The sequence below is a fragment of the Sphingobacterium sp. SGG-5 genome, assembly GCF_011043525.1.
Taxonomy (GTDB): Bacteria; Bacteroidota; Bacteroidia; order Sphingobacteriales; family Sphingobacteriaceae; genus Sphingobacterium.
This window is the reverse complement of sequence record NZ_JAAKGO010000009.1, coordinates 106,633-131,882: the sequence shown is the minus strand read 5'-3', so window position 1 is coordinate 131,882 and position 25,250 is coordinate 106,633. Positions and strand designations below refer to the sequence as shown.

The following is a 25,250-nucleotide window of genomic DNA, read 5'->3' as shown; positions in this document are numbered from 1 at the left end:
TTACTTCATTTAAGCCGTTTTGTTCTGTTACTTTGCAGCAGCATAGTTTGCGGCCACGGCATCCCAGTTGACCACATTAAATATTGCTTCCAAATAGGCGGGACGTTTATTTTGATATTTCAAATAATAAGCATGTTCCCATACATCAATACCAAAGATAGGTGTTCCTTGCACTTCCGCTACATCCATTAACGGATTATCCTGATTCGGTGTGGAAGTTACGGCCAACTTACCGTCTGCCGTCACAATTAACCAAGACCATCCCGATCCGAAACGTGTGGCACCCGCTTCCTGTAATTTCTTTTTCAATTCATCAAACGATCCAAAAGCCTCGTTGATCGCCGTAGCCAACTCCCCTGTAGGTGCTCCGCCTCCGTTTGGACCTAATACCGACCAAAACAATTTGTGATTGTAGTGCCCACCGCCGTTATTACGCGCACCAGCAGAATATTTACTGATATTTTTAAGCAGATCTTCCAATGATTTATTCTCGGCGTCGGTACCGGCAATTGCCTTGTTCAGATTATCAACATAAGCCTGATGATGACGGTCATGGTGAATTTCCATGGTTTCCTTATCAATGTGTGGTTCTAATGCGTCATTAGCGTAGGGTAACGCCTCTAATTCAAATGCCATAATTATTTATTTTTAAGTTGTTAAATTTTTGAAATGAATACGAATATAACAAATTTGACAGGTCATTGTTCTATACAATGCCCATATTGTGGAAAAATCACCTTTTATTACGAAAAAATGATTGAATAAGAGCGGCACATTCTTCCGCCATTATCCCCGCGACTATTTCCGTTTTGGGATGAACAATGGTCTGGCTAAAAGACGAATATCCTCTCTTTTCGTCACGCGCACCATACACGATACGGGACACTTGCGTCCAATAGGAGGCTCCCGCACACATCACACAAGGTTCTATGGTTACATATAATGTGCAGTCTTTCAAATATTTCCCCCCCATGAAATTAGAGGCTGCTGTAAAGGCCTGCATCTCCGCATGGGCCGTCACATCATTCAACCGTTCTGTCAGGTTGTATCCTTTGCCAATGATCTTACCCTGTGCCACAATAACGGCACCGATAGGCACCTCATCTTCTTCAAACGCTTTCTGCGCAAGCTTAAGCGCTTCCTTCATATATATTTCGTCTGGCGTTGGTCCCCCTGACGGATTTTCAAAATTGAATACCTGCATTATTTTAATTACGAATTGAGAATTATGAATTACGAATCATCCTACCACCCACCTATCTCGACACACAATACCCACCACCGCCATAACTATATAACTACCATAACCGCATAACTTACATAACCATCATAACCACGTCACCTTACACCAATCTGGCCCCATTGGGCACTGTGCGCTCCACGGTAGTCAGTACAATATCTCCATTTTCATCGGCAAAACCGGTAACCAGACATTCGGACATAAACTTTCCGATCTGCTTTTTCGGAAAATTGACCACCGCGACAATCTGCTTGCCTACCAACTCTTCTTTTGTATATAATGTCGTAATCTGGGCACTCGATTTCTTTATACCTATATGCGGGCCAAAATCCAGCGTTAAACGATAAGCAGGTTTCCTGGCCTCTGGAAAATCATCAACACCTATAATCGTCCCCACACGCAGTTCGACCTGCTCAAAATCTGCCCATGTAATCTCTTCCATACTACAAACTGTTGCTTGATAAATCAGCCAACTGTTTGGAAAGGGTAAATAGGACATAGTCTTTCGTCCGGTGTAAGCGTTTTGCCAGCCGATCGACCAACTGATCTTCCTCCCCTTCCGTATATTGAAGGTCGGCATCCGACAGATGGTTATATTTACGTTGGAGTTTCAGTTTAAGAATTTCCCAGTCCGAAGCGGTTATTTTAAAGACACTCATGATTTATATTTTACTTTTAGAGTCTGTTTAAATTTTATTGCTAATATTTTTATAGTTATTTTGAGAAGGATTTTTTGCTTCTTGTTCATAGATTTAGCGGGCTAAATCAAGAATATGAAGTGAAAAATAGGCTCAAAAGAGCATAAAAATATAGCAAAGATAAGTCCAAAAGTGTATAATAAAAATTTCGGTAAAATTTTAAACAGGCTCTTACCTTACTTAAACAAAAAATAGCTAATTTTAGATCGCTAAAAATAACACTTTATCCATGAAAAAAATAATACTTTCCATACTCGGGCTGATAATAGCGGCGAGTACCTCCTTTGGACAGGACATTAAACTCGGCATCAAGGCCGGAGCGAATTTCTCCCAGTTGAAAAGCGATGAACAATGGCTCGACTCGGATAATAACACAGGATATATCATAGGAGCGTGGGGACGTGTGGGTGCAGGTGTGATCCATTTTCAGCCGGAGGTGTATTTTACCAGTAAAAATACCACTGTAAAAGGACAGGCCCCAGGGGGAGCTGCGGAAGATTTGATGACCGGTGATTTAAAATTCAGCAATATTGACATACCGCTCTTAATTGGCACCAATTTTCCACTTGGCCCGATTAAAGGCAGAATTCAAGCTGGTCCGTTATTTTCTTTTGTCATCGATAAAAATGCCTCTTATAGCGCTAGTGCCTCAGAGACTTTTAAAAATGCGTTAGAAGATTATAAAAACAACTTCGCGGCTGTTGTAGGTGGATTGGGCCTGGATATCGGCAAATTCACCATCGATGCACGCTATGAATACGGATTAGGTAATATCACGAAATACGAAGGGGAAAAACAGACCTTAAATATCTGGACGGTAAGCCTTGGGTTTAATCTGTTATAATCCGGGTTATTTCCTATGGCGAAAACAAGCTGCATGATCATAAAAATCATGCAGCTTGTTTGTTTTGATTAGAATAATTCTAAATTAAATGTTTTTTAAAACAGGACGTGTTTTAAATAAATCAAATGGATACTTTTGTGCATTACATTAAATTTTAAAGGATAATGAGTAGTAAATCGAAGCCAGTTTTAACTTCTTCCCTTGGGAAGAAACTAATCATGAGCTTAACCGGACTATTTTTGTGTTCGTTTTTGGTCGTTCATTTGATTGGCAACTTACAATTATTTAAAGATGACGCGGGTTATGCATTTAACAACTATGCATACTTCATGACCCATTTTACACCTATTAAGGTGGTTTCTTACCTACTTTATGCCTCTATTGTCATCCATGCTGTTTATGCCCTTATTTTAACCCGGCAAAACAAGGCAGCAAGGCCTGTTGGCTACTATAAGAGCAGCGGTAACGAAAACAGTAAATGGAATTCGCGTAACATGGGAATCCTGGGAACGGTCATTCTCGTATTTTTAGTTACCCACATGCAACATTTCTGGTGGCAATATAAATTTGGCACGACACCTTACGTCGAATACCAAACAGAGCTTGCCACAGGCAACCGCCAGATTATTGCTTCGGATGACCTACCGTCGGATTACACCGGCTACAAAATCTACGTCAATAATGGTGTGGAGATCGTGCAATCCAAAGATTTGTATAAGCAGGTAGCTTATATCTTTCAAAACCCTTTCATCGTGCTGCTCTACATCGTTGCGATGGCAGCACTGGCATTCCACCTTATTCACGGTTTTCAATCGGCTTTTCAGACATTAGGATTTAATCACAGAAGATATATAGGTTTAGTAAGAGGAATCGGAATATGGGTATTCGGTATCATCATACCGATAGCGTTTGCAACGATGCCCTTATATTTCTATTTTAAAAGTCTATAACATCTATTGAAAGGAATAAATATGTTAGATTCAAAAGTACCAGCGGGTCCATTAGCCCAAAAATGGTCCAATCATAAATTCAACATGAAACTGGTTAATCCGGCCAACAAGCGTAAATTTACGATTATTGTGGTGGGAACAGGGTTAGCCGGTGCATCAGCTGCAGCTTCATTAGCAGAGCTCGGTTATAACGTCAAGACATTTTGCTATCAGGATTCTCCTCGCCGTGCGCACTCCATCGCTGCACAGGGAGGGATCAATGCGGCAAAGAATTATCAAAATGACGGAGATTCAGTCTTCCGTCTATTTTACGACACTATTAAAGGCGGTGACTACCGTGGGCGCGAAGGTAATACCTACCGGCTTGCGGAAGTGTCTGTCAACATTATTGATCAATGTGTGGCTCAAGGTGTTCCTTTCGCCCGTGAATATGGGGGCTTGCTTGACAACCGCTCTTTCGGTGGAGCACAAGTATCCCGTACGTTCTATGCGCGCGGTCAAACGGGACAACAATTATTGTTAGGCGCGTATTCGGCACTGAACCGTCAAATCAAAAAGGGCAAAGTACAATCGTATACACGCCACGAGATGCTGGACATCGTTACCATTGATGGACATGCGAAAGGTATCATTACACGTGATTTGGTGACCGGAAAAATAGAATCACATGCGGGACATGCTGTGTTACTTTGTACTGGAGGCTATGGTAACGTCTATTTCCTTTCTACAAACGCCATGGGATGTAATGTAACAGCTGCATGGCGGGCGCACAAACGAGGTGCTTTCTTTGCCAATCCTTGTTACACACAGATTCATCCGACCTGTATCCCGGTTACAGGTGACCATCAGTCAAAACTGACACTGATGTCGGAGTCACTCCGTAATGACGGACGCGTATGGGTACCAAAGACCGTTGAGCTGTCAAAAAAATTACAGAAAGGCGAACTGAAAGCTGCAGATATCAAAGAAGAGGATCGCGATTACTACTTAGAGCGTAAATATCCTTCTTTCGGTAACCTAGTGCCCCGGGATGTTGCGTCGCGGAATGCAAAAGAGGTCGTTGACGAAGGTCGTGGTGTCGGTAAGTCCGGCGTAGCGGTTTTCCTCGACTTTGCAGATGCTATAAAACGCTTGGGTGAAGACACCGTACGTGCAAAGTATGGCAACTTATTTGATATGTATTATCAGATTACAGACGAGAACCCGTACAAACAACCGATGCGTATCTACCCTGCTGTTCACTATACCATGGGCGGAGTATGGGTGGACTATAACCTAATGACCACAGTATCCGGTTTATATGCGTTAGGAGAATGTAACTTCTCGGATCACGGCGCCAACCGCTTGGGTGCATCCGCATTGATGCAAGGGCTTTCGGATGGTTATTTTGTCATCCCTTATACGGTCGGCGATTATTTGGCAAATTTAGGAAGCTTTGCACCTGTGGATCAAAATCACCCGGCTTTTGAGCAAACACGCAAAGAAGTAGAAAGTAATATCAACAGGCTATTATCGTTGAATGGGAACAAGACTGTGGATGATATCCATAAGCAGCTCGGACATATCATGTGGGAATACTGCGGTATGGCCCGGACGGCGGAAGGACTTATTAAAGCAAAAGGCCTTATCCAGGAACTTCGGAAAGAGTTTTGGGAGAATGCGCGTGTACTAGGTGAGAACGAAGAGCTTAATATGTCGCTGGAAAAAGCCGGACGTGTAGCCGATTTCTTAGAACTCGGCGAACTGATGGTCGACGATGCGCTGAACCGCAACGAATCGTGCGGTGGCCACTTCCGGTTGGAATCACAAACGGAAGAAGGTGAAGCAAAACGCGACGATGAGAACTACGCCTATGTATCCGCATGGGAATATAAGGGAGACAATCAACCGGAAGTACTGCACAAAGAAGAGTTGATTTTCGAAAATGTGAAGTTAACACAAAGAAGTTATAAATAGACATTAGATAATAGATATTAGACATTAGATAGAGGACGTTAGAAACAAAATTCTTATGTCTAAAGTCTAAATACTAATTACTAAATACTATAAACATATGAGTAAGGAGTTAAATTTAACGCTGAAAGTTTGGCGTCAAAGAAATAACAAAGCAAAAGGACAGTTTGTAACTATCCAGGCTAACAACATCGCTGACGATATGTCTTTCTTGGAAATGTTGGATGTTGTGAATGAAGATTTGACCCGTAAAGGTGAAGATCCTATATATTTTGACCACGATTGCCGCGAAGGTATCTGTGGTATGTGTTCGCTGGTCATTAACGGCCGGCCACACGGACCTAAGGAAGGAACAACGACATGTCAGCTGCATATGCGAAGCTTTCACGATGGGCAAACCATCGTTATCGAACCTTGGCGTGCCGCAGCCTTCCCTGTATTGAAAGATTTAGCCGTCGACCGCACGGCGTTCGACCGTATACAACAAGCGGGAGGCTATGTCAACGTGAATACAGGTGGTGTACCGGATGCCAATACTATACCTATTCCTAAGCGTATTGCTGATGAGGCTTTCGAGTCAGCGACATGTATCGGATGTGGTGCTTGTGTTGCGGCATGTAAAAATGCTTCGGCTATGCTCTTTGTTTCCGCAAAGGTATCGCAGTTTGCCCTACTTCCACAGGGTCAGACAGAACGTTACGAGCGTGCACAGGCGATGGTCGATCAGATGGATAAGGAGGGCTTCGGTAGCTGTACCAATACAGGTGCCTGTGAAGCAGAATGTCCGGTAGGTATTAAATTAACGAATATTGCAAGACTAAATCGGGAATATCTGAATGCTAAAATATTCCGTCAGGAAGACGTTCACAGTTAGTCTTATCACAAATGGTACTAAAAAAGTCCTTACAAAAAATCTTGTAAGGACTTTTTTGTTATATTTACTATTGCAACGTTAAGCTCTCTGCTAATGAGTAATAATATACGGATATTTTTATTTGTACTTACAGTTCTATTTATAGCAACGGCTGTTACGATCAACAATAGCATAAACGATAATGAGATTCTTGATATGGACAGCAAACTCCTGACAGAGAATATCCATGAAAAAGAAGAAATTATCGATCATCTTTTTAACGATGACTTACTCTTAAAAACTTTCGCGAACAGTGAAAGATACCCCTTACAGGTAAGAGAAATATCAAAAAAATATCGGGAAAAATCGATCTTCCTCTTTATTTATAAAAACAATGCTCCTATATTCTGGAGTTCAAATATCTACGTACCGGAAACCGTAAATGGCTTAAAAAATAATATTTCGTACATCACCGTTGAAAACAGGTCCTTTATCGTTAAGAAAAAAGAGATCAACGATGAGACGACACTCTTGGCGATAATAACCGTTAAAAGGTTATTTCGAAACAATGACGATTATCTAAAACCAGCTGTCTCACAGCGCATCCTAAAGACAAATAACCTGGAAATCGCTGACTTCAGCGACAGTCAGAATATCAAAAACATTTATTCAAAAGACGATACTTACCTGTTTTCGGTCAAACTCAACACGGATAAACACAATAGCATCTTTATAAAGATCCAATTGCTATGCTGGTTTCTAGCGACCCTTACTTTTGTTATACTCATTCAGGGTATATGTATCGATATCGCGAAAAAAGGATACCCCTGGCTGTCCATCGTTGTTATAGCTACCTTACTTTTTCTGGTCAGGTTACTAGACACGCATACGAACTGGTTAGTCGAAATTTCTAACCTCCCGATATTCCGATCCGAAATCTACTCCTACCCTCCTTTTATTACCAACATACGGACTTTTATCGCTAATAGCGTGGCGATCCTTTGGGTAATCTGTCACTGTATTTATGTAAAAAACAATCTTGTCATTAAGGAGAAATTCAAAAAGAAGCCGAACAACATTATCTTTTTTTACCTCTTATTGTGTTTTCTGTACCTTGTCTATCACCAGATATTCCATTATCTCGGAACACTGGTGACACATTCGGCCATTATTGATTACAACTTTATTGAACTACTAAAGACACATTCTTTTAGTTTACTTTTCGTTCTCATCTATTGTATCAATATCGTTTCTTTGGTTTTGTTGACCGATTTTATCCTATATCTCGGCAAAGGTCTCTGTCACAATTCATCCACCCATATTCTCAATATACAGCTGCTCGTGCTGGTCCAATTCCTGATCTTATCGGCTGTATTCGATAGTTTTGACCTCGTGAATGTTCTTATTGGTTTGATTGTACTGATCCGATCATTTGATCACTCGATGTTTCGAGAAAATCGAATCTCTACACATGTTATTTCATTGGTATCCTTGGCGTTGATAACAGCAATTATCTTCTCCAAATCCTACAATAAAGCACAGGAAAAACAATTAAAACAGACCATCTCCTTATTGAAGTCTAACGATGATCCCGAGGCTATCGTACAATTTGATTCCATCGAAAGCGATCTCTTAAGCGACGATCACCTGCTAAAAATTTTACATTTCAGCTATCCGGATATTGACGGTAAGTTCTTGTCCTCCTACATCAAACGAAAATACCTCAACGGGTATCTTTCGAAATATGATTTTCAGGGCTATTACTATCTCAACACGGATCCAATAGAGAAATATACGTCAAACAAGATTACAGATTATCGTGAAAAGGTTATCAACTCTACAAAAATAAACTCTACATCCAATTTTTACAAACACGCCACAGAAATCGGCAAGTTGGAATACTTTGCTATCTTAAAAATACCCCTCTCGACGGAAGATGAACTTACCCTGATTCTGAATTTCACCAATAAGGTGTTCAGTCAAGCGTTACCCTTTCCGATACTCTTGGGTGCAAATAAGAATGATGCACAATTAAATGAGCAGAATTTTGGTGAAAACAGTTATGCTTTTTATAAAAATGGAACGTTAATTACACAAAACGGCAAATACATATATCCAAGTACCGATGCGTCATTCCCTCAGGCGATCGAAGAGTATATCGTGTTAAAGGAAGACGACCGCTTTGTCCAGGTTATGTATAGGCCGAACAGCTACACGACGATTATCGTAAGTAAAGAGACCCAATCCTATTGGGAATTTATTGCCTTAGCATCCGCATCATTTCTATTACTCTACGTTGTTACAACATTCATCAATCTTTTATTGACTATCATCCCTGTTTTCACTTCTCAAAACCTCTCTTTTCGTCATCTGGTATTTCGATTGTATCGGCTCCGGCAAAATATCCGATATAGTACACGGATACAAACGCTGGTCATTTCATCCGTGCTCCTTGCCGTCATTATTTCCGGTGTCATCACCTTTATCAGTATCAGTTATCAATCGGAAGAAAACAGAAAAAACGAAAAAATAGAACACATCTCTAAAATTGCCAATAAAATAGAAAGCAATATATATAACTCGGCCTCCCGGGAAGTCGTGCATGATATCGAGGATCTGATAAGAAATCTTTCCGATGTATTGACCATGGACTTCAACTTATATAACAGCAACGGAAAACTTATATATTCGACACAACCTAAGATATATGACCAAAAGTTGATTTCCCAATATATCCATATTGATGCGCTGTTAAATCTGAACGTGTTGAAGAAAAGCGAGATCATGAATAAAGAAAATGTGGCTGACTTTAACTATGATGTCACCTATGCTACCATTAGAAATGCCAACTATCAGACGTTGGCATACCTGAGTATTCCTTATTTTTTATCGAACGATGAAGAGACGAGCAGCCAAAATGTGCTATTAAACACGATCCTCAATATTTATACGATTATCGTTATCATTCTTGCCTTTCTGTCTGCTTTTATTGCACGGAAAATCACCGAACCTTTAGAGTTTATCGGTCAGAAACTGGCTGAAACATCGCTCAGCGGCAAGACCAACGAACCGCTATATTGGGACAAAAATGACGAAATCGGCTCGCTGATCAAAGAGTACAATTTCATGTTGGTCAAGCTGGAAGAAAATGCCGTACAGCTCCGCAACAAAGAGCGTGAGGCCGCGTGGCGCGAAATGGCACAGCAGGTTGCCCATGAGATTAAGAATCCGCTTACACCTATGAAGTTGGGTATACAGCAATTAAGCCGGTCCTTCCATGAAGGAGATCCCAAACTGGAAGAACGTTTCAAAAAGATATCCACTTCCTTTATTGAACAAATCGATGCTTTGTCACATATCGCCTCTGAGTTTTCCTCTTTCGCCAAGCTCCCTGAAACAAAAATGGTCGTGATCGATTTAATCGGTAAGATCACCAAATCTATCGACACATTCAGTAGCAATCCGAACACGCAGATTTCGATAAGAAATAATACAGGTATACCAAAACTTAATGTTTTGGGTGATCGAGGACAGCTGCTCCGTACCTTCAACAATCTTCTGAAAAACGCTATGGAGGCCAGTCCAAAACGGAGAAAGCTCAAAGTTGATTTTATTATCAATAACTTAGGCAACAATAGAATAGAGATCCAGGTCAAGGACAATGGCCTAGGTATCGCAGCGGATGTTATTCCCAATATCTTCCGGCCAAACTTTACGACAAAAAGTTCAGGCACAGGATTGGGACTTGCTTTTGTCAAACAGACCATTGAGGGCATGAATGGCACGATAAGGTTTGAAAGTACGTTAAATGAAGGGACAACATTCTTTATCGATATTCCACTGTATATAGAAGGACAAGACCTCGTATCATAAAGATTTTACAAAATCGGGGATCGATTTGCCCAATCAATTTTTATATTCGTAAAAAACAGTATTTTGATATGAATTGGAGAAAACCACTAGGTATTGCTACCTTATTATTTGCCGCTACTTTTCACACTTTTGCACAGGATAATTTAATCCACGCGCTCAAGAGTAATGTTAGCGATAGCAGTAAGAATCAGTTTGTTTTTACGGAAGTTATCAATCTCGAGACCACTTCTGTCAAAGATCAAGGCTCATCCGGCACTTGCTGGTCCTATTCCGGAAATTCATTTCTCGAATCAGAGATGATCCGCATGGGCAGGCAGCCTGTAGAGATATCACAGATTTTCACGGCTTACTATACCTATCTCGAAAAGGCGAAAAACTTTATGCGGTTGCACGGCGGGCAAAGTCAGGGTCAAGGCGGGCAGTTACATGATGTATTGACTATTTATCGCCGATATGGAGCGGTACCCCAGGAGGCTTACACAGGTTTACTCGACGGACAGACACGCAATAATTTTAGCGAAATGAGCGGTGTTCTCGAGAGTATGAACGAAAGCATTGCTAAAAACAAAACATTATCCAAAAGCTGGCAAAAAGCAATAACCGGTGTCATGGATGCCTACCTCGGCACTCCACCACAGATTTTCACCTATAAAGGGAAAAGCTATACACCACGCTCCTGGGCAGACCAGGTGGTCGGGATACATCCGGACGACTATGTCGGTATCAGCTCTTTCGACGCTTACCCTTATTATAAACCTTTCGTATTATTGATACCCGACAACTGGTCGTTCGAAAGTTTTTACAATGTGCAGATGCGAGACTTAACCGACATCATTGACCATGCATTAAAGACCGGATATACCGTAGCGTGGGCTACAGATGTTTCGGAGAAATATTTCAGCTGGAAAAATGGTGTAGCTTATGTTCCGGCAAAAGAACTTGCAGCGATGTCGAAAGAAGAGCAAAAGGATATGTTTAACGGGCCAAAAGCAGAAGGAACAAAAAGTCCGGCCGAACGTCAGGCGGCGTTTGATGACTATAGGACAACGGATGACCATGGCATGCATATTGTGGGAATCAGTCGCGATCAAAACGGAAAGGAATATTATATCGTTAAAAACTCGTGGGGTACATCCAACGATTATCAGGGATATATGTATGTGACCAAAGAATTTGTACGCTACAAAACAATCTCAATATTGCTTCATAAAGACGCGATACAAAAAGAAATCAGAGGTAAGTTGAACATGGGGTAAATCTCAAATTATATTCTTATGAAACTGCAAACACTTTTGCTGTGTCTGTGTGTATCCACGACAGCTTTCGGTCAGGCCATAAATCTGGACGGTGTATATGTAGGAAAGTCAGACGACACAAATACGGTATGGCTTTTCAAAAATGGTTACAGCAGCCAGATTTTATTTAAAGATCAGGAATATCTTTCTACGCAAGGAGGGCCGTATCAGTTTGACGGCAAGACCCTGCACATTACTTTAGAATATAACGATGAAAACCCACAAAGCGTTGGTACACAGATCCGTCTCCCTACATCAAGCAGCAGCGAATCGCTATCCATCGGAGGACAGGCACTCGCCAAGAAACCCGCACAGAATCAAGGGTTAGATGGCGTGTGGCGTATTACGGGCCGTCAGGCAAAGGACGGAAGTATGGGCACCATTCCCCGACGAGACCGCAAAACGATTAAGATATTAGTCGATGGCTATTTTCAGTGGATTGCGATCAATCCGGCAGAAAAAGGCTTCTATGGCACAGGCGGTGGACATTATACATTTTCGGACAACAACTACACCGAACATCTTCTATTTTTCTCCCGAGACAATAGCCGTGTGGGAAATACTTTGGAATTTAAAGGAGAGATCAAAAACAAAGATTGGCACCACAACGGGCTGAGCTCTAAAGGCGATCCGATCTACGAAATATGGAGCTTAGAGCCCTAAAATAATATTTGCAAATAGATGGGTTGTATTTCATTTTTTTTTCTAATCTTTGCAGACAGTTTGGGAATTTAGCTCAGTTGGTTTAGAGCACTACCTCGACAAGGTAGGGGTCACTGGTTCGAATCCAGTAATTCCCACAAACTTCCCCCTTATTATTTTCTTATCTGCCCTCCGGTTGTCTTCCCTTGTATAAAGAAATCGTAGGTTTACTTTGTTTTGAGATAAACACACTCCCATATTGAGATATTTTTTATCCAATAAGTACGTTCCTTTGCAAACAAGGGTGTTTCTAAAAAGTAAGCTTTGTGAGAATTTTCAGACAGCCCTTGTGGTATTATTTATCAAACATAAACTTTTGTAACATCATATGATCTTAAAGCATTGGCATCTTTTGGCCTGTTTGTTCATCTCGTCTCTATTGGGTCTCCCAAAATGGACAGAAGCCCAAGTTGGATTCGGACAAAGCGAATTACTCAACGAGAACTGGTTATTTATACTGGAAGACACAAAGGACGCTAAAAACGCAGCTATTGACGAAACAAAATGGCAATCCATAAACCTACCTCACGATTGGAGTGTAAAAGGAAAGCTGGATCCGACTCTGGCCAGCTGTACCGGTTATCTGCCTGGGGGTATAGGGTGGTATCGGAAAACTTTAAAGATATCTGGCGACAGACGTGGAGAAAAAATCTATATCTATTTTGAGGGCGTATACAATCGTAGCGATGTCTATATCAATGGACAATTATTGGGGCACCGCCCGAATGGCTATATCTCGTTCATGTACGATATTACCCCATATATCAAATATGATCAGAACAACATGATTGCTGTAAGAGTCGATCACAGCCGTCATGCAGATTCGCGATGGTACACGGGATCCGGTATATATCGGAATGTCTGGTTGATCCACAGCCCTCCTATCCATATTGCGCAATGGGGTGTCTCTGCTTATCCAAAGAAAGATAATTCGTCACTCAAAATAGAAGTTTCCCTTCAAAACCATACTCCTCATGGTGAGACACTCTTGATAACAAACGAACTATTTGCACCAAATGGCCAATCGGTGGCAAAAAAATCACAATCTCTGACTGTAGAAAAACAACAAGACAATAAACTTATCACCTCTTTGCAACCGGAGAATCCTTTACTATGGGACGTTGACCATCCTAATCTATATCAGCTCGTGACAATAGTGAGCCTCAATGGAAAGATATTAGACAGTACAAATACCGCCACGGGGTTTCGTACATTTAACTTCGATCCGAATAAGGGATTTGCGTTGAATGGAAAGCCGATGAAAATAAAAGGCGTATGTCTGCATCACGATGCCGGTGTATTGGGTGCGGCAGTTCCAAAACAAGTGTGGCGAAAGCGACTACTAACTCTCAAAGAAATAGGTTGTAACGCTATCCGCACCTCACACAATCCTCAATCGCCAGACTTATATGCGCTCTGCGATGAATTAGGCTTACTGGTGCTCAACGAAGCATTTGATGAGTGGGAATTTCCCAAAAGGAAATGGATAGAAGGATGGAATGTGGGTATACCCGGATTGGATGGCTCCTATGATTTCTTCGAGAGCTGGGGAGAACAGGATCTTGCCGATATGGTCAAGCGTGACAGAAACCACATATCGATATTTGCCTGGAGCATTGGAAATGAGGTAGACTACCCTAATGACCCTTACTCTCACCCTATTCTGGATGGAGACGGCGGATTTACCCAAAAAAGCTTCGGGGGATATAAAAAAGAAGCACCGGATGCCAATCGCCTGGGAACAATCGCCGAGAAATTGGTGAAAGTGGTAAAACAGCACGACACATCTCGACCTGTGACAGCAGGGTTAGCTGGCGTGGCTATGTCTAATGAGACAACATATCCAGGCGCACTGGATATTGCCGGCTACAATTACACGGAAAACCGATATATCTCGGATCACAAAAAATACCCGAATCGTGTGATTTATGGTAGTGAAAACCGCCACGATTTAAAAGCGTGGAAAGCTGTGATGGAAAACGACCATATTTTCGGGCAGTTTCTGTGGACCGGAATAGATTATCTTGGCGAATCGGGAAAATGGCCATCACGGGGGTTTTATTCGGGCCTAATGGATTTTGCCGGATTGATAAAACCGCGTGGCTATTTCCGACAGTCGCTCTGGAGCGATAAGCCTATGGCCTATTTAGGCACTTATTCCATAGCTAAGGAGATTATATCCGAAGATGTGTTGTCCCAGACAGAGCAACATAAGCGCAAAGCAAGAATACGCCTATCTATGGACGCTTGGCCGCAATGGAAATACGAGCCGGGAGAACTTATAAGGGTCGTATGTTATACAAATACGGCTCATGCACAGCTGATACTAAACGGAAAAAAATGGGGACTGCCTAAGCCTTACGACTCCAAAACAGGCATTACGTATTGGGACGTGCCCTATGAAGCGGGTACGTTGGAAGTAATTGGTATGGACGCCAACGACAGGCAAGTAGCACACTATAGCATTGTGACGCCCCAAAAGCCATATGCCATAAAAGTGGTAGAATGTGATGATTTAATCCGCAAAAAAGATGGAGTAGCACAAGTCAGATTACAAATTGTTGATGATAAAGGAAACCTTGTGACCGATGCTTCCCACGAAATCCGATGTAATATCAACGGAGAGGCCGAGCTACTCGGACTGGAGGGTGGTAACAACAGTGACATGGGGAATTATACCGACAACAAACATAACGCACATCGAGGCAATTTAACTGCTTATATAAAAATAAAAGCAGGCAATGATAAGCCGGTGAGCGTCGATTTCAGTGCTAAAGGCTTAAAGTCCGGCTATGTAAATTTTAACAAAAAAAGATGAAAAATAAGACGATCATAAGAAAACGGAAGACAAATAACTGGCTATTCCTCATCGGATTATCTGTAACCATAATTGCGTTAGCAGCGTCCGCTCCACCTAAAAAGAAAGTGCTGATAATAGGTGATTCTATTTCTATCGGTTATTTTCCTTTTGTAAGGAATGCATTAACCCAAAGTGCAGAGGTTTCGCACAACCCAGGAAATGCCCGGCATACAGGCGCGGGACTCAGGTTATTGGATAAATGGTTAGATGGAGAAAAGTATGACCTCATACTCTTCAATTGGGGGTTATGGGATCTTACTTATCGGCATCCGGAATCCACTGTGCAGGGAAAAAGAGATAAGGTTAATGGTAAAGTAACCTTTACAGTCGATAGGTATAAAGCGAATATGGACAAACTTGTACAAAAGTTGAAAAACACCAAAACACCACTTCTTTTCGTTACCACGACCGTGGTCCCTCCTGATGAAGCAGGTCGCTTTGAGGGAGATGAGGTCATCTATAATAAAGCCGCTGCAGAAGTCATGAAAAAATACGATGTAGACATAGTAGACCTCCACAGGTATTCCGTAGATATACATAAACAATATCGACTAAAGGAAGGCGATGTCCACTACACCAAAGAGGGGTATGAGGAACTGTCAAAACCGATAGTCGACGCAATAAAGAAGAAGCTAAAATGAAGCAGCTGCTCTCGTGGGCAAAAAAATTATTTTAACTTCGAAAAAACGAATTTTCCGTAAGCGTACACAATAATAAATTAAATAAATGATATGAAAAAAGCAATTTTAAGTTTAGCAGTTATGTTGGGATTAGTGTTAACCATCTATGCACAGGAGGTACAGGTGCCTAAACCTTTTGAGGTATTAAGTACAGAAGCGCTGGATTTAGTAAATGCAAATGAAGAGCAGAAAACACAGCTCACTGACCATTTAAAATCCGTACGACAGCAAATTCACACCGTACTTAGAGACAAGTCTCTGAGCCGCCAGGATAAGAATAAGAAGCGGAGAGAAATCAGGCTTGCAGCTGCGCAATATCTCCATACTCATATTCTCTCCCCCGAACAAAGTAAACAACTCAAAGCTATACAGAAAGAAAAAAGGATCGAGCGGCGCAAAGCTTTACAAGAAAGAAAGAAACAAAATCAAGACTAGATACGGATGCCTATGCGTACGTACTTATTGCGGGGATCTATCAGCTGATGGACCCCCGTAATTACTTAAAGAACTAATCATAAGTATTGCTTCAGACTATCCTTCTAAATTTATCTTGAAGAAATACAAAGACTCCCCGTCTATATCATTGAAAAACTGTGTATCTCCAGAAATTTTTGTAATACTCTGGCTTCCAGCCCTCGGCAGGCTATCATGCCATTTTACCACCTCAATCTTACGATTAAGTTTGCCCCTTCCGGGTATCTCAAATTTAACAGATTTAAGCGGTGTAACGGAAGTATTCAGTACCCAAACCGATAGTATACCATCCTTAATGAAAGCCCCGGTCTGCACCTCGTCTGATGGCCGGCTGATCGCTACATAATTACCTTCATTGGCATGATTGACAATCTGTCTGAATATTTCGTATTTACCTGAACGGTTTATCTTTTTCCAACTCGAATTGATCATTGTATGGCCCTGACCATTTAAGGGTCCATAAAACAGCCAGGTATCTATGCCTGTGTAACCAGCTCTCATGTGTTCCCAGAATATTTCTGAAGTTAGTATTTCTCTTTTCAGTTCTTTCATACTGCCTACCCACTGATGCAATTCCGAGTTCCACGCTTCTTTACCCAACTTCCTGACTTCGTTTACAAAGTCGACAAGCTCTCCTTCTTTTCCGGTATTATGGGATGCTACAATAGCAAAACCTTTATCTTCACCTTTTGAAATATCTACCGACTTAAGCCATTTCGTTGCTCCCAAAGTACTCCAAGAAGAAGGAGCAATAATCTTAGGCATTTTCACTCCCTTATTCAGTTTTTTGGGCAACTCTTCGGATAGGTATTTTGTGTGTTTAGGTTGAACTATACTCTGCTCATTCGTTGCATCCATATAGGTGATGTCGAACCCTTTCTTATGCATCAGATTCAAATAATCTGCATAATACTGTACCCAAGCATCGACATCGAACTCCCCTTTTACCCACCTATTGACGACGGTCCCATCTTTCATTTTTCGTGTTTTGATCGTTTTTTTCCATTCTTGTATCCATATAGGGAAAGGAGAAAACACACCATTGTCACGATGTCCCCAAATTTCTGCTTTTTCCTCACGTGTATATGCCTCATGAATGGGTCGCGGGCTAGCAAAAAAATGAATTTTAGGATTAGCCTTCCGCATCGCGGTCATTACCTCCAATATCTTATCATAAGCAGCTTCATTCTTTATCCCCTTTTCTCGTTCGTATGCCCCATTAATCCCAACACGAACATATGAGGTATGCATTTGCCCTACCGCTAAGTCTGCCAATTGGTCTTTAAGACTACTTCGCCAAAACCACAGCCGCTCGGCATCTATACCAAATAATACACGTTGGCTATTTTGAGGTGACACCGTGATAGTTATCTCGTCATTTTTTTGCTGTTCAGGATTAGCAAACCCTATTTTAAAACCAAGTAAAAAAAGGGACAGTATAACACCTGCAATCAATTTAGTTTTTCCCATAGTCTATATAAGTACTTTAAATGTTATTTTATATTCAGCTTAAAAAAATACAATGATTCACCTTCAATATCCGTGACGAAACTAGTAGAAGTAGCCATATTTACGTCATATTCATCACCGGATTTCGGCAGATCTTCTTGCCACTTTATCACCTCTACCTTACTTTCAAAATCACCATGGCCCGGCATTCTAAATTTGACCGATTCAATTTTATCCTGTCCCCTATTCAGTATCCATATGGACAATACCTTATCCTTGATGAAAGCCGCAGTAATCGATTCTTCTGTCGGGCAAGGTATATCCACATAATACCCCCTATTTGCGTTATTGACCACCTGTTTAAATATCTCATATTTACCTGCTTTCTCGATAATCACACCATTCGAATTAATCATAGAGTGTGGCCTGCCAGCTAGCGAACCAAAAAACAGCCAGGTATCTATACCGGAATACCCCGCTCTCAGATGCTCCCAGAATACGGTCGAAGTCATAATTTCTTGTTTAAGATCGTCTGTTCCGACCCACCCGTGCAACTCTGAATTCCAAGGTTCAGCCCCTAATTGTGTAGCTTTCGCTACAAACTCCTCAAGGCTTCCGCCCTCTCCGGTGTTGTGCGAGGCAGCAACAGCAAATACCAGATGTTCACCTTTTGACTGATCTACCGCATCCAACCAATTAATCCCCCCTTGTGTGTTCCAAGACGAAGGAGTAACTAACAACGGCATCTGGACACCGATATTCAATTTGGCCGGCATGTTTTCATACAGATACTTCGTTAAGGCAGGAGTAATGATCGTCTGCTCGTTAGTCACATCCATATAAGCAATATCAAATCCTTTATCGTGCATGAAATTCAGGTAATCCGCATAGTACTGTACCCAAGCATCGCTATCAAAATAGGATTTAACCCATTTGGGTACGGTTATACCATCACGAACAGCAGTTCCATCCTGGCGCCACTGTTGGATCCATGCTGGAAAAGGCGACCAAGGAGTATTTCCCGGACCCCAGACATCTGCTGCTTCCTGTGAATTATACGCTTCATGAAGAGGTCTTGGGCTAGCAAAAAACTTAATGTTTGGATTCGCCGCTCGCATTGCCGTCATCATTTCAAGAATCTCATGATAAGCGGATTCGTTCTTATTACCATACTCCCGTTCATAAGCTGCATTGATGGCCACTCGGACATAATCTGACTGCATGTCTCCCACTGCTGCCTTAGCCAACTCATCTTTATTGCCACTGCGCCAAAACCACAGTCGCTCGGCATCAACTCCAAAACGTAACTGTTGTTTTTGTTGATCCGATACCACAACCACCAAGTAACCATCGTCCGTATCATCTTCTATCTTGTCACCTGTACCTGTTGTCGGATTTTCGTCGACAACTATAGGATCAGATTTTCGTCCACATCCGGAAAAAAACAGACTTATGACCAATACCGTCAGAACAGCAAAAACATTCCTTGTTGATTTCGTTTTCATCATGTCATGTGAAGAATTAATTATTCCCATACCGGACGTAATTCCTGACCGGTTTTCTCATCAAAGGGAAACTGTGCTTCCCTATCTTTTAGCATATTCGTTAAAAGAAGAAACAGTTCTCTGGCCTTTGTTGGGTTTGATTTCGATAGGTCTTTCTGTTCTTTTATGTCGTTCTTAACATGATATAACTCCACTTTCCGCGGACCATAGAAATAAACCAGCTTCCAGTCCCCTTGCTTAATAGCACTCGCCGGCCCCATTCCAAGTTCCTCGACTTTCATATTTTTATAATGCTTACGCAACGTACCTTCTCCTTGTCCCCAGTTGCTTGGGAAATGCCAAACGAGCGAACGGCTGGTGTCATCAAGTTTATTATTCCTTAGGTTTCCGACAAAACTGACTCCATCTATATCCTGAACAGTTTCGGGATCGTGTACACCGGCCATCTCTAATATGGTAGGGAAAAAATCTTCTATAATAACATTTTGATTCGAAACGACCCCAGCTTCCGTCACTCCTGGCCAATAGGCAATCATCGGTTCTCTGATGCCCCCCTCATAGAGGGAGCCTTTACCCGATCGTAAGGGATAATTTTGTTGAAAAAGTTCGCCTCCGCGAGGTGGATTAAGTGCAAGCCCCCCATTATCGGACATAAACAGAATGATGGTATTATTTGCTATTCCTTTCTCCTGTACGTAATCCATAATGTCCCCCAAGCTTTTGTCCATACCTTCCACCAAAGAAGCATATTTGGCTTCCACAGTATCCAACCCGCTATCCAGGTATTTCTGATAAAACCGCTTATCCTCCATAATCGGTGTATGTACGGCATAGTGTGACATATATAAGAAAAAAGGTGTATTCAGATTCAGCGCTTTATCCATAGACCGCTTTGCCTCCAATGTCAGCGCTTCCGTGAGGAAGATATCCTTCCCATGATAGGCTTCGAGTCCTTTGACTCCCCTATCATACCGATAAGGTTTATTATTTCCGAAATTATCGGTACCGAAATAACTACGTGGCCGTCCTGTAGCATCACTTGCTATTGCTTCTGTAAAGCCGATGTATTCCGGATTACTGGCTAGCATGCCAAAGGGGGCAAAGTGCCCTTTGCCAACGATTACAGTATAGTATCCGCTCTGACGCAATAGTTCCGGCAATGGCGTAGCTATTACGCTATTTTTATACTCTTTCTTGGTCGACATACCATTGTAGTTCCACTCCGGCCATTTCATTCCCGAATAAGGTGCATCGGTAGGCCTATCTACCGTACTGTTCGTCCAGTTCGTAACGCGATGGCGGGACGAGCTCATTCCAGTCATCAGGCTCACCCTAGATGCTGTACACAATGAATGTGAGTATGCATTAGAAAAACGAACCCCTATGTCTGCCAGTCGTTGCATATTGGGTGTTTCATATTTTCTATTATTGGGAACGGGAGATTCTCCAAAAGGTACCGATGTGTCGGTCCACCCCATATCATCTACAAAAAAGAGGATAATATTTGGTCTTTTCGTCAGATTACTCTGAGCAAAAGAAGGCGTTACGACCATCCCCGTACTCATTACGAGGAACAAAACGACTTTTTTTATTTTCATTTTTAAATTATTAAACTTGTATAAGGCTTCCGAATCACATCAGCCAAACGGTATCTTACGTATTATCGCCGATGAATAAAAGAAAATCCTTCACCAAAAGAAATGATAACCTGGTAAAAAAACATCTCAAATAAAGGATAATTTTATTCCAACTTCGTCCACTCGCTCAGCATAGAAACTATTCATCGTCTCCTTCAGACGCAAAATATTGCGATGGCAAAACCCCATACTCTTCCTTAAAGCATTTTGCAAAATATTTAGGATTATTAAAGCCTACTCTATAACTCAATTCCTTAATTGAAAAGTCTCCCGTCTGCAGATAAAGTACCGCTTTTTTTAAACGGTATTTCTTTATAAAAGTCGCGGGAGACTCGCCAAAGACCTCTTCCATCTTACGGTAAAATGACGCCCTGGTTATATTCATCGCATCGGCCAAAAAATCCACGCTGAGAAAGTTCTTATCCATATTCTCTTCTATAATGTCTATGACATTTTGTATAAATTTTTCAGTTTTAGTCTCTTTGATGGTTTCTTTCGGCTCAGACACCATTACAGTCCTCAACTTAATCGACTGATATTTGTTTCTTAACAGACTCTTTATCCGCCATGAAAGTAGTTCAGAACGAAAAGGCTTTTCAACGAAGTCATCTACTCCATATTCAAAAGCAATTAGCTTCTGTTCTTCCGAATCTTTCCCGGTAAGCAATAAAAAGGGAATATGGGCGAGGTCATCATCACCTTTCAATATATTACACACCGTAAGTCCGTTCATTTCCGGCATATCCAGGTCACAAACAACAAGATGGACTTCCTCTTTACGCAATAATGCTAATGCCTGCTCACCATTATTTGCCAGATTTACGGCAAATTCATCGTGAAAAACCTCCCCTAAATAGGATAACATCTCTTCGTCATCATCCACAAATAACAGCTTATACTGGCTTTCCTTCTTTTCAGCAGGCAATTTCTGCTCTTCAAAAGACGTATCCGGAAAGATTAGGGAATCGCTTTCATTGAAGTTTTTTTCCGCAATCACAATTGGCTGCGTCTTGATGTCGGGTTGCAATTCGTCCATGGAAAACGCAGTCTTATCAATCGGCAGATAGAAGGTGATGATCGTATATTCGTTTTCCTCACTCCTGATTTCTATGGTTCCGTGGTGCTTCCGTATCAGTCTTCCTACCAAGTCCAGACCAATGCCTTTTCCAGGGATATCCTTTTTATCAAACTTTCCAGACGCCCTATAAAACGGAAGAAGTATCTTGGAAATATCCTTTTCAGCTATACCTATCCCTGTATCCGAAACAGCGCAGACCAAGTAATTTCCTCGTCTTATATCTAGCTTCTGGGCATCATCCAAATATTCTGTGTCCACAGTAACCTTTACAGCACCGCTGGGCTTGCAATATTTAATGGCATTATTCAACACATTCATGAGAATGATTTCCAAAATCTCCGCGTCACACCAACCAGCGACCTGTTGTCGGGCAGATTCAAAAGTTACATCGATATCCTTGACCATAGCGAGGGGGCGAGTATCATCAACTATTTTGGAAATAAGGGCTATAATATCCTTTTCAAGGCTGACGGTCAAGAGGAAATTGCCCAATTCACTCCGCCTTATATTCATAATCTGATCAGAGAAACGCTTTAAGCGCTGTCCCTGTTCGTATATTCGGTTCAGCATCTGAAAGTTGACTTTTTTATTTTTCAAGGCTTCTTCCAAGGGTCCCATAATCAATGTTAATCTGTTTTTGATTTCATGTGAAAGGTCAGCATAGTACACCATTTGCTGCCCACGTACTCTCGAACTTTCCATCTCTTCCTCCAACCTTTTATGGACGCGCTTCCATCTGGTAATAAGTTTATAAATCAAAAATATCAATGTAATACCTATAAACACATATAATAAAAATGCGTACCCGGTCTGCCAAAATGAGGCCCTAATAATAATAGCAAAGGATTTCGGTTCCGTGTCCCAAGTGCCGTCTGATCCGGCGGACATCGCCTGAAAAACATATTCTCCCGGAGGAAGATTGAAATACCGTACTACACTTTTCTCACCTTGCAAGACCGACCATGACGTATCTCGACCTAAAAGCCTATACATATAGAAGTTTTGCTGCGGTTGCGTATAATCCAATTTTGCAAAACCTATCTGCAGACTATTCTGGTCGCGATCTAAGACAATGGTTCCCGATTCTTCGACTTTGTCCAGCATTTTCATGGAAAAGCTACCGTTGGTGACATGTTCTACATTCTGGGGATTTCCTTTTATGATGTCTATATTCGTCCATACCAATGGTATCGCTTGACGGTTGAATACACTCTTTGAGAAACGGTAAATACCGTTTTCCGCTCCAAAATAAACTGATCCATCTTCTCCTGCTTCCGAGATATTGAAAGAAAATTCTGCATTATAAACCCCAGATTCTTTATTATAAGACCTAAAGGAGAGTAACTTTCCTTCATTGAGCTTGGAAATACCGTTTAGTGTGGACAACCATATCTCTCCCATACTACTTTCCTGAATCGCACAAATGGTGTTAGACGGCAGGCCATCGTGCGAATCGAAAACCTTAAAATTATCCAAGTCCGGCTGATAGAGCAATAACCCTTTATCACGCGTCCCTACCCATAATCTGTTCTGTCTGTCCTCTTTAATACATAATATCTGATCGGGAAAACCGTCCATTCTTTCGAACTTTTTCAAAGATTGATCCTTGAGATTTATCCGCAATAACCCTTCGCCCCTTGTTCCGATCCAAAGATTGTTTCTGGAGTCGATTTCCATCACGTAGATATGCACATTGGAGGAAAATAACTTAAGAATATGTTGATGTATTCTATCCAGTCTGGGGTTGGGTATTCCTGAATCCACTCTGATAATCTTTTGGTACCAGTGAGCAAACCAAAATTCTCCCGACGCTACTTCAACGACGTCATTTATCCCTCCTTGGGAGACAAATGTTCCAGTATCCGACAGGTTCCACAGACTGTCAAGACTGGTCTTATAAAATCTGTTGTCTGCGAGAACAAACAAATCGCCACTAGCGGTTTTCCTCAATAGTTTTACGCTTTTGAAATTTGCAGGTGTATTTTCTATGCTGTTGGTCTTCGTGTTCAATCGCTGCAGCCCTAATGAATTGGTTGCCAGCAGTATATTTTCATTACCAATAGCCATCAGTTCATTAACAAACACATTTTGATAAATACTGTTATCAAAGCTGTTGAACTGCGTAAACAACGTTAAAGGGTTGAGAGTGAACAAACCATTTCTACTCCCAATCCATATATTCATGGTGCGGTCAACAGACACTTTTCGAATAGTATTTTTACTAAAAACGGCTTTTTCTTCTATTGATACACGTTCTGGAAAGGCTTGTTTATTGACCAAATACAATTTATTATTCGTAGCAAATAAGAGTTCCTCTTCATTAAAATACTTGATCTCTTGAATACTTTCGGTTTGGCCAATCTGGTTCCTGGGGGTATAGCTTCCCTGTGCCGTCACATGACCATAGTCGACGATACATTTGTAGAGACCGTGAAATGCTGTTGCTACCCATAGGGTATTCCCTTCTTTATAAAGACTGTTGACCGGGCCAACAATGGACGTGGCAGACAATACACCATCTTTCAGCAACCACAATCCATCTGAAGCACCGATAAAATAGGATTTATTATCAAATGCTATCACTGCCTTCACCATATTCTTTTTGTGACGACCTGCACGAAAAATCCGCTTGCGCTCGTAAGAATCTTTTTTGGAGTCAAAAATAAGCCGGTAGATGTCTCCGTTCTGGAGAATATATAAAATGTCGTTGTCCCTGCCAAAGGCCACATTGGCAATGTTCTGATCGCGTCCACTGATGAGTGTTATCTTTTGAGATCTAAGGTCAAAAAGCCCCAATCCACTCTGTGTACCCACGAGAATATTGCCTTTAGTATCTTCAACGATACAGGAAATTTCATTGTTCAAATACTTATCGGCAGTATAACGGGTAATATCGTAATGGATGACACGATTAATATCGTACCGATATAGCCCCGTGCTGGTGGCCACCCAAATATTATTGTCTTTGGTTTGTATGACATCTCTTATCGAGTAGTTGGGTAACCATTTTTGCTCTATCGAGTTACCATAAAAGATATCTGGGAACTGTGTGGCATAAACATCTCTCCCTATAAGAATAAATAGAAAAGCAAGAACCAACAGCATCGATTTCATGTTAGCTATGTTCATTTCTTTCTCCTTTAATCATCATAGGCATTT

18 protein-coding genes and 1 tRNA gene are annotated in these 25,250 nt (G+C 41.5%); 11 read left to right on the top strand and 8 right to left on the bottom strand.

The features are described 5' to 3' along the window. Positions 1 to 27: 27 nt before the first annotated feature. From G5B30_RS14520 to G5B30_RS14505, 4 genes are all read right to left on the bottom strand, one after another. Positions 28 to 636 carry a superoxide dismutase gene (locus tag G5B30_RS14520; protein WP_165320719.1) on the bottom strand — a complete coding sequence of 203 codons (609 nt, stop codon included), beginning with the start codon at positions 634 to 636 and terminating at the stop codon, positions 28 to 30. 97 nt (positions 637 to 733) lie between these two features. Further along, the gene (locus tag G5B30_RS14515) at positions 734 to 1,204 is read right to left on the bottom strand and encodes a nucleoside deaminase (RefSeq protein ID WP_165320718.1); all 471 of its coding nucleotides are present in this window, start codon (positions 1,202 to 1,204) and stop codon (positions 734 to 736) included. A gap of 139 nt (positions 1,205 to 1,343) precedes the next feature. Then, complete coding sequence (locus tag G5B30_RS14510; RefSeq protein ID WP_165320717.1) at positions 1,344 to 1,682, bottom strand: tRNA-binding protein; 339 nt, start codon at positions 1,680 to 1,682, stop codon at positions 1,344 to 1,346. Position 1,683: 1 nt separating this feature from the next. Beyond that, positions 1,684 to 1,899: a hypothetical protein gene (locus G5B30_RS14505; RefSeq protein ID WP_165320716.1), complete on the bottom strand. Its 216-nt coding sequence runs from the start codon at positions 1,897 to 1,899 to the stop codon at positions 1,684 to 1,686. 268 nt (positions 1,900 to 2,167) lie between these two features. On the opposite strand from G5B30_RS14505, the gene G5B30_RS14500 reads away from it, so the two are divergent. The 11 genes from G5B30_RS14500 to G5B30_RS14450 all read left to right on the top strand — a co-directional run bounded on the left by G5B30_RS14500 (position 2,168) and on the right by G5B30_RS14450 (position 16,383). Continuing rightward, positions 2,168 to 2,782: a porin family protein gene (locus tag G5B30_RS14500; RefSeq protein WP_165320715.1), complete on the top strand. Its 615-nt coding sequence runs from the start codon at positions 2,168 to 2,170 to the stop codon at positions 2,780 to 2,782. Positions 2,783 to 2,946: 164 nt separating this feature from the next. Continuing rightward, positions 2,947 to 3,732, top strand: a complete 786-nt coding sequence (locus G5B30_RS14495) for a succinate dehydrogenase cytochrome b subunit (protein ID WP_165320714.1) — start codon at positions 2,947 to 2,949, stop codon at positions 3,730 to 3,732. Positions 3,733 to 3,753: 21 nt separating this feature from the next. Next, positions 3,754 to 5,688: a fumarate reductase/succinate dehydrogenase flavoprotein subunit gene (locus tag G5B30_RS14490; protein ID WP_165320713.1), complete on the top strand. Its 1,935-nt coding sequence runs from the start codon at positions 3,754 to 3,756 to the stop codon at positions 5,686 to 5,688. A 97-nt stretch (positions 5,689 to 5,785) separates the two neighbouring features. Then, entirely contained in the window at positions 5,786 to 6,559 is a 774-nt protein-coding gene (locus G5B30_RS14485) for a succinate dehydrogenase/fumarate reductase iron-sulfur subunit (protein ID WP_165320712.1), read from the top strand. A gap of 93 nt (positions 6,560 to 6,652) precedes the next feature. Continuing rightward, positions 6,653 to 10,411 carry a sensor histidine kinase gene (locus G5B30_RS14480; protein ID WP_165320711.1) on the top strand — a complete coding sequence of 1,253 codons (3,759 nt, stop codon included), beginning with the start codon at positions 6,653 to 6,655 and terminating at the stop codon, positions 10,409 to 10,411. Between the two features lie 68 nt (positions 10,412 to 10,479). Continuing rightward, positions 10,480 to 11,667: an aminopeptidase C gene (locus tag G5B30_RS14475; RefSeq protein ID WP_165320710.1), complete on the top strand. Its 1,188-nt coding sequence runs from the start codon at positions 10,480 to 10,482 to the stop codon at positions 11,665 to 11,667. Between the two features lie 18 nt (positions 11,668 to 11,685). Beyond that, positions 11,686 to 12,369, top strand: a complete 684-nt coding sequence (locus tag G5B30_RS14470; protein ID WP_165320709.1) for a hypothetical protein — start codon at positions 11,686 to 11,688, stop codon at positions 12,367 to 12,369. A gap of 62 nt (positions 12,370 to 12,431) precedes the next feature. Then, a tRNA-Val gene (locus G5B30_RS14465) sits at positions 12,432 to 12,506 on the top strand. Positions 12,507 to 12,736: 230 nt separating this feature from the next. Further along, positions 12,737 to 15,226: a sugar-binding domain-containing protein gene (locus tag G5B30_RS14460; protein WP_165320708.1), complete on the top strand. Its 2,490-nt coding sequence runs from the start codon at positions 12,737 to 12,739 to the stop codon at positions 15,224 to 15,226. Further along, entirely contained in the window at positions 15,223 to 15,909 is a 687-nt protein-coding gene (locus tag G5B30_RS14455; protein WP_165320707.1) for an SGNH/GDSL hydrolase family protein, read from the top strand. Before G5B30_RS14460 ends, G5B30_RS14455 begins: the two co-directional genes overlap by 4 nt. A gap of 90 nt (positions 15,910 to 15,999) precedes the next feature. Then, the gene (locus G5B30_RS14450) at positions 16,000 to 16,383 is read left to right on the top strand and encodes a hypothetical protein (protein WP_165320706.1); all 384 of its coding nucleotides are present in this window, start codon (positions 16,000 to 16,002) and stop codon (positions 16,381 to 16,383) included. Positions 16,384 to 16,479: 96 nt separating this feature from the next. Here G5B30_RS14450 and G5B30_RS14445 read toward each other — a convergent pair whose 3' ends face one another. The 4 genes from G5B30_RS14445 to G5B30_RS14430 form a co-directional block, all read right to left on the bottom strand. Further along, the gene (locus G5B30_RS14445) at positions 16,480 to 17,892 is read right to left on the bottom strand and encodes a hypothetical protein (protein ID WP_165320705.1); all 1,413 of its coding nucleotides are present in this window, start codon (positions 17,890 to 17,892) and stop codon (positions 16,480 to 16,482) included. A 23-nt stretch (positions 17,893 to 17,915) separates the two neighbouring features. Beyond that, positions 17,916 to 19,379: a hypothetical protein gene (locus G5B30_RS14440; RefSeq protein WP_165320704.1), complete on the bottom strand. Its 1,464-nt coding sequence runs from the start codon at positions 19,377 to 19,379 to the stop codon at positions 17,916 to 17,918. Positions 19,380 to 19,396: 17 nt separating this feature from the next. Further along, positions 19,397 to 20,974: a sulfatase gene (locus G5B30_RS14435; RefSeq protein ID WP_206367140.1), complete on the bottom strand. Its 1,578-nt coding sequence runs from the start codon at positions 20,972 to 20,974 to the stop codon at positions 19,397 to 19,399. A 178-nt stretch (positions 20,975 to 21,152) separates the two neighbouring features. Further along, entirely contained in the window at positions 21,153 to 25,220 is a 4,068-nt protein-coding gene (locus tag G5B30_RS14430; protein ID WP_165320703.1) for a hybrid sensor histidine kinase/response regulator transcription factor, read from the bottom strand. Between the last annotated feature and the right edge of the window lie 30 nt (positions 25,221 to 25,250).